General features: G+C 45.4%; 6 protein-coding genes. 2 read left to right on the forward strand and 4 right to left on the reverse strand.

Features of this window, described 5'->3' with window-relative positions; translation table 11 throughout:
- Positions 1-297: 297 nt before the first annotated feature.
- On the reverse strand, positions 298-1,194 hold the full coding sequence (locus IEX62_RS20155) for an aldo/keto reductase (RefSeq protein WP_188777625.1): 897 nt from the start codon (positions 1,192-1,194) through the stop codon (positions 298-300).
- Positions 1,195-1,308: 114 nt separating this feature from the next.
- Positions 1,309-2,217: a LysR family transcriptional regulator gene (locus tag IEX62_RS20160; protein ID WP_373289171.1), complete on the reverse strand. Its 909-nt coding sequence runs from the start codon at positions 2,215-2,217 to the stop codon at positions 1,309-1,311.
- Between the two features lie 182 nt (positions 2,218-2,399).
- Between IEX62_RS20160 and IEX62_RS20165 the strand changes: the two genes are divergently transcribed.
- Positions 2,400-3,452 (forward strand): YeiH family protein, encoded by a 1,053-nt coding sequence (locus tag IEX62_RS20165; protein WP_188777626.1) that lies wholly within the window; start codon positions 2,400-2,402, stop codon positions 3,450-3,452.
- Between the two features lie 156 nt (positions 3,453-3,608).
- On the opposite strand, the gene IEX62_RS20170 is transcribed toward IEX62_RS20165, so the two are convergent.
- Positions 3,609-4,028: a universal stress protein gene (locus tag IEX62_RS20170; RefSeq protein ID WP_188777628.1), complete on the reverse strand. Its 420-nt coding sequence runs from the start codon at positions 4,026-4,028 to the stop codon at positions 3,609-3,611.
- 16 nt (positions 4,029-4,044) lie between these two features.
- The gene (locus IEX62_RS20175) at positions 4,045-5,526 is read right to left on the reverse strand and encodes a SulP family inorganic anion transporter (protein WP_188777630.1); all 1,482 of its coding nucleotides are present in this window, start codon (positions 5,524-5,526) and stop codon (positions 4,045-4,047) included.
- A 243-nt stretch (positions 5,527-5,769) separates the two neighbouring features.
- Here IEX62_RS20175 and IEX62_RS20180 point away from each other — a divergent pair, with 243 nt between their 5' ends.
- The gene (locus IEX62_RS20180) at positions 5,770-6,312 is read left to right on the forward strand and encodes a recombinase family protein (protein WP_188777632.1); all 543 of its coding nucleotides are present in this window, start codon (positions 5,770-5,772) and stop codon (positions 6,310-6,312) included.
- The last annotated feature ends 99 nt before the right edge of the window (positions 6,313-6,411 follow it).

The raw sequence follows: 6,411 nt of genomic DNA on the forward strand, positions 1-6,411 counted from the left end.
TTTGCGAGTAAAATAATGGATTTAAAAGGAGAGCTGATACCGTATATTGATCTGATAATGCGTTAACAGTGGCTACGATAGACTCCCTTGTAGCTCATCGTAATCATCCGATTAATCCATCCAAATAAGCCACAAGCAACGATTCTACCATTGCCTGCGGCTTATTCAGTTGGATGACCCGTAGGATAGCGATAGCGACAAACGCATCAAGTAAGTCTAGCAAGGGATTATACAGCTATTTCAATCCGTATTTTTTGCCCATATTTGCTCCTATAGTATCAAGATTAAACGTCTAGATTACACCTGTCCAATCCAGCCAGCCTCTGCAATCTGGAACCAGTGCTGACGGATGCGATCAAATTCTTCTTTGGATAATACGCCGTCCTCCAAGAGCGCTGCATTCTCAGCCCAGCGTGTTGGACGTGTTGTACCCACGATCATAGTATCTATACCAGGAATGCTTAATGTAAAACGCAAGGCTTGCTTAATGCTCGTCTGCACATCCTGCTCCTCCAAAAATGGATAGTTCAGATCCCGTAAGCGGTTCCAGTAGACAAACTCATAATCCTCTGGCTTCACTTCTTCCTTCGTCCATGCAGCATTTGCCAGCGGTCGCTTCGCTACAATGCCCATGCCACGCTCACGCGCTTTGGGTATCGTTAGCGAGATCGCTTCCTGATCAGCAATATTCACTGACGTTTCCAGACTGTCGAACACACCCGTTTCAATCGCGTACAGCGCATCTGTGCTATCACCGCTATAACCAATATAACGTGTCTTCCCCTGCTGCTTCGCACGCTGCAATACTTCAATCACCTCTCCGCGACGAAGCACTTCTTCTGAGCAGCTGTGAAGATGAAGCACGTCCACATGATCGGTCTGTAAACGGCGTAAACTGCGATCGATACTTTGCTCCAGCATTGTTTTATCCCAGTCTGGTGCTTCAAAGCCAGCCGCATGTCCGCATTTGGTAAACAAATAATAATCGTCGCGCCGATCTGCCAGTGCGTTACCGATCAGCTCCTCACTGTCACCATAGCATTCTGCGGTATCAATAACATTCAAGCCCGCATCCAGTGCACTATGTAGCAGCTGGTTCACTTCCTCCTGCGAGACGCCTCTACCAATCTCTGAACCACCAAAGCCAAGTACGCTTACCTTCATGTCGGTATTGCCGTATTTACGCTGTTCCATATATTCCTCCGTGGATAGATGAATTTGAGTCTGCATGGAGACTCAGAGCTATCGCGCTGTATATGTATTACCCTTTTTACAGACATTTGCGGCACTTCCCTCTGGATATATAGGCTACTTTTCTATTTTACGTGCTAGCAGCATATCCATAAATGCATCTAACACGCGCATCGGAATCGCATCGTTTGCTAAAATAAGTGAAAAGCTGCGTTCCTGCTGTACACCCTGTACCACCACCTCAGCCAGTTCACCATAGGCAAGCTCTCTACGCACAACCCAGCGGGACAGAATCGAGATGCCCAGTCCAGCGATCACTGCTTCTTTTACACCCTGACTGCTGTTAAATATATACGTTTTCAGCGGCATACATCCGGTATCCGCAAAAAAGCGATCGCTAAAGGCGCGCGTACCGGAACCCGGTTCGCGTAAGCTCCAGACCTGATTGCCCAATTCCTCCACTCGCACCGTACCCAGTGCGGCAAGCGGATGATCTGGCGCCGTAACGAGAATCATTTCATCCTTCATGTAAGGCAGAATACGTAGCTGTTCATCATTCACCTCACCTTCCACCAGACCGATATCCAGCTCCTTGCTACGAATCAGCTGTACGATACGCTCTGTGTTACCAATCGTTAACTCCAGATCAACCTGAGGATAATTAGCGGCAAACCTCGCCAGCGTATGCGGTAAAATATACTCTCCAATCGTAAAGCTTGCTCCAATATGTAACGAACCACTCACCATATCATGCAAACGCAAAATGTCCTGCCGGGCTGCTTCATGCAGCATCAACATTTCCTTCGCTCGCTTATACAGCAGTTCTCCCGCATCGGTCAGCTTTACACGCTTGGGAGAGCGCTGCATCAATACCGTACCGAATTCTTCTTCCAGCTTACGAATATGCAAGCTTACTCCAGGCTGTGACAGATGAAGCAGCTCTGCTGCTCGCGAGAAGTTACGCTGCTCTGCCACCGTTACAAATACACGCAATGGATCAACCACATTTATGCCTCCTTTATTCATTTCCAATTAGAGCATCCAATCATAAGTATTACTTATTATAAGCATAGTATACTCGTATTTCACATTTTAATACTTACCTCTTATAGTAACAGTATTCAAGTGAATATACCTAATTATTGTAATCAACTGTATCGATTACTACTATAGTCAAAACCATCAATAATCAAAAGGAGCCAGCCCTCATGAAGTCACTTTCTCTTCCCTTATCCCATACGCAAAAGCCCATCCGTTGGCATATCGCTCAGGGTTTATTATTAACGTTACTTATCGCTCTGGCAGCCAGATGGCTATCTGAGCTATCCTGGCTGGCTGTCATTGGACAGCTCGTCATCGCAATGCTGCTCGGTATGCTCTGTCGTACGTTATTCGGTGTAAAGGAGCAGTGGCAAGCAGGCATCTCCTTTTCTAGCAAACGACTGCTGAGATTAGGTATTATTCTGCTAGGTATGCGACTGAATCTAGGCGATATGCTACGGACGGGTCCTTCTTTACTCATTATTGCCACAATCAATGTCGCGTTCACCTTGATCATCGTGTACACACTTGCCAGATGGTTGAAGACATCTGAAACGCTCAGTATATTGACAGCATGTGGCACAGCGATTTGTGGAGCCGCAGCTGTTGCCGCTATTGCACCTCAGCTCAAGGCAAAGGAGGAGGAAATTGCGCTCAGTGCAGCCATTGTAGCCTTGCTCGGCACCTTATTTACTGTCGGATATACTCTGCTGTATCCTATGCTTGGTCTGACACCCGGCAGCTACGGTATTTTTGCAGGTGCGACCTTACATGAAGTCGCTCATGTAGTAGCAGCGGCAGCTCCTGATGGTCAAGCAGCAGTCGATCTCGCAGTCATGGTTAAACTAACTCGTGTCGCTATGCTCGTACCTGTCGCAATGATCATCGGGTTATGGAGCCAGCGTAGACAGCACCAGAATACAACGGTACCTCGCAAAATGAAAGGACGTTGGCATAGTCTGCCTATTCCATGGTTCATCGGTGGCTTTCTGCTCATGAGCGCTATTCATACAATAGGAATCATACCAACCACCATTGCCAACGACCTCGTATGGCTTGCCTATTTGTTGATTGCGATGGCAATGGCCGGGCTAGGTTTAAATGTACAATGGGCACATTTTCGTCGTCTAGGTGCCCGTCCGCTAGTTGCCAGCCTGATCGGTTCGCTGCTGCTAGCATGTCTAGGTTATGGTCTAGTTACCGCTCTTGGAATGAGCTGACTTTCAAAATACAATCAACGATTCTTCATGGGTACTTAAACAACGAATGAATAATATATCCGTTACACTTTATTCAACCTATACTAGAACGGATTAGCGATCTGCATCACAAAAGACCCTTTGCATTTGCAAAGGGTCTTGCTTATATATAAGCTATCATTTGATGATCATTACCGGACAATGTGCTCTTTTCACCACGTTATGACTTACACTACCAAGCACAAATTCTCGTAACGTATTCAGTCCACGGCTACCAATCACAATCAAATCCACCTCATGCTGATCTGCATATTCAACAATCGCTGATCCAGGCTCACCATTAATCATTGTGATATGATACGTAATATGCCGCTTTTCCAGCTCTTCCTGCACAGGCATAAGCTTTTGTCTACGATTGTATTCAATCTCTTCATGATTTTGAGCATGAAGTACTTCATCCTTCACTTTCGCAGGATCGATAACATAGAGAACTTCTACCCTACATTCAGGCATAGCTGATATCAGATTAGCTGCGGCAATCGCTGCACGGGTTGCATTGGACGAACCGTCAGCCGCCAGCAAGAGATGAGAATACATATGGATCATCGCTCCTTTAGTGTGATTTTAAGCCGGCATTTGGATCACGATAGACGGCTAGTTGATGAATCATACGTTCACTAGAATCATTCAACCCTCTAACTAGAACGTCATTGCCACCTGCGCGAAACTTGATGATAGCTTTATCGACTGCACCGACACCCGAATCATCCCAAATATGCGCATCTGTAAAATCTAGCACAATCTTTGCATTCGTAACCTCATAATCAAACGCATCTACAAATCCTTCAACCGAAGCAAAGAATAGCTGACCTTTTACGCGATATACTACATCCTGATTTATCGATTCGTCTGCCTCATTTATTGAATCGTGTTCAACATGAATGCGAGAAATTTTGGCAGCAAAGAAAATCGCACTCAGCACCACGCCAACAATGACTCCGATCGAAAGATTGTCCGTTATAACGACAACAACGACTGTAGTCAGCATCACGATCACGTCACTTTTTGGTGCCTTACGTACATAGGAAAAGGATGACCAATCAAAAGTTCCAATTGCAACCATGATCATAATACCCGCTAACACCGGCATCGGAATTTGAACAACAAGACCTCCGAGTACCAGAATAAGAAACATCAGGAATATGCCTGCTACTAGCGTTGATAAACGCCCACGACCACCGGATTTGACATTAATCACCGACTGACCAATCATCGCACAGCCCGCCATTCCTCCAAAAAATCCAGTTATACAATTGGCTATGCCCTGTCCTCGTGCTTCTCGATTTTTGTTACTTTCGGTTGCTGTCATATCGTCAACGATCGAAGCTGTTAACAGTGATTCAACGAGACCAACAATCGCTAATGAAATCGAATAGGGAAATATGATCTGTAACGTTTCCCAGCTAAACGGAACATGAGGAATAAGAAAGGAAGGAAGCGCCTGTGTAATCGCCCCGAGCTCGCCAACGGTGCCAATGTCTACTTTTCCCCAGATCGCTACTGCTGTTAAAGCAATGATCGCAATAAGCGGCGCGGGAACTGCTTTGAAAAAGCGCGGTAAAACATATACAATAATGAGGGTTGCGATTACAAACAAATAAGTACTTATGGAGATGCCCACAAAATGAGGCACCTGCGCCATAAAGATCAAAATAGCGAGAGCATTGACAAAGCCAATCATCACGGCGCGTGGAATAAACTTCATCAGCTTCGCTACCTTACAAACGCCAAACACCATCTGGATTACACCCGTTAAAATTGTTGCCGCCAGCAAATACTGGACGCCATGCTCCTTCACAAGCGGCACCATGAGTAGTGCCATGGCGCCAGTAGCAGCAGAGATCATACCCGGTCTGCCCCCGATAAAAGCGGTAATAACAGCGATGCAAAACGAAGCATATAGTCCTACCATGGGATCTACACCAGCAATAATTGAAAATGCAATGGCTTCTGGAATTAAAGCAAGAGCGACGACAATCCCCGCCAGGATATCGCCCTTCACATTGGACAGCCATTCTGTTTTTATTGCGCTCATACGAATTCCTCTCACTCCTTATTGATATAAAATTATTGACTTTTAACTCTCATAAAAGTCAGGCCGGTTTATGTTGAGTTCGATTGTAGCATATATAGTTCCGAAATGGAACCTTTTTGGAACTATTAGAGTGTAAAACATCTATGTAAAAGTAGCCGACCAAACGATAAATAGATGATAGGGCGCGCATAATGCGCTATAGGATATTGTTGAATATTTTGCTTGTAGTCAGGAGATTATGTCATGTTAATCGGTTATATCAGACCTTATGAAGAAGACCCGCAAGGCGAACAACAGTTACAGCTGCTACAGTCGCTTAGCTGTGACCGCTATCTCGTTGAAGAGCACCGCTCCGCAAAGAAGCGGGTCGCGCTAGACGAGGCAATCCAGCAATTGCAAGCGAATGATGTGCTGATTGTGCAAAAGCTGTTTGTCCTTGCCGATTCCACCAAACATTTAGCCGAGCTACTGTATGAATTACAGCATCGGCAGGCTTATTTCGTTTCACTTCAGGAGCGACTGGATACACGCAAGCCGGATGGTCAATTGTTCCAGCAGCATGTGCAGATACTGCTCGCATTTCAAAGCGATATGATTAGTGAAAATACAAAAAAAGGCATGTACGAGGCGAAGCAAAAAGGGAATCAAGCCGGACGTCCACGTAAGCTTGATGAGAATATCAAGCGTGCGATTCAAATGTATGAGAGTAAACAATATAGCCTTGCCCAAATCCGCGAACAAACCGGGATCAGCAAAACAACGCTGTATCGTTATCTCGAAAATTGACACCAGCCACATATACAGCACGAAAAGACGGATTCCATATTGGTATTATCCCCTTTAAGTAGACATTCGAAAAAAGACATCTGTTAAGATGGATTTAAT

This window comes from Paenibacillus hunanensis (assembly GCF_014645615.1).
Classification (GTDB): Bacteria; Bacillota; Bacilli; order Paenibacillales; family Paenibacillaceae; genus Saccharibacillus; species Saccharibacillus hunanensis.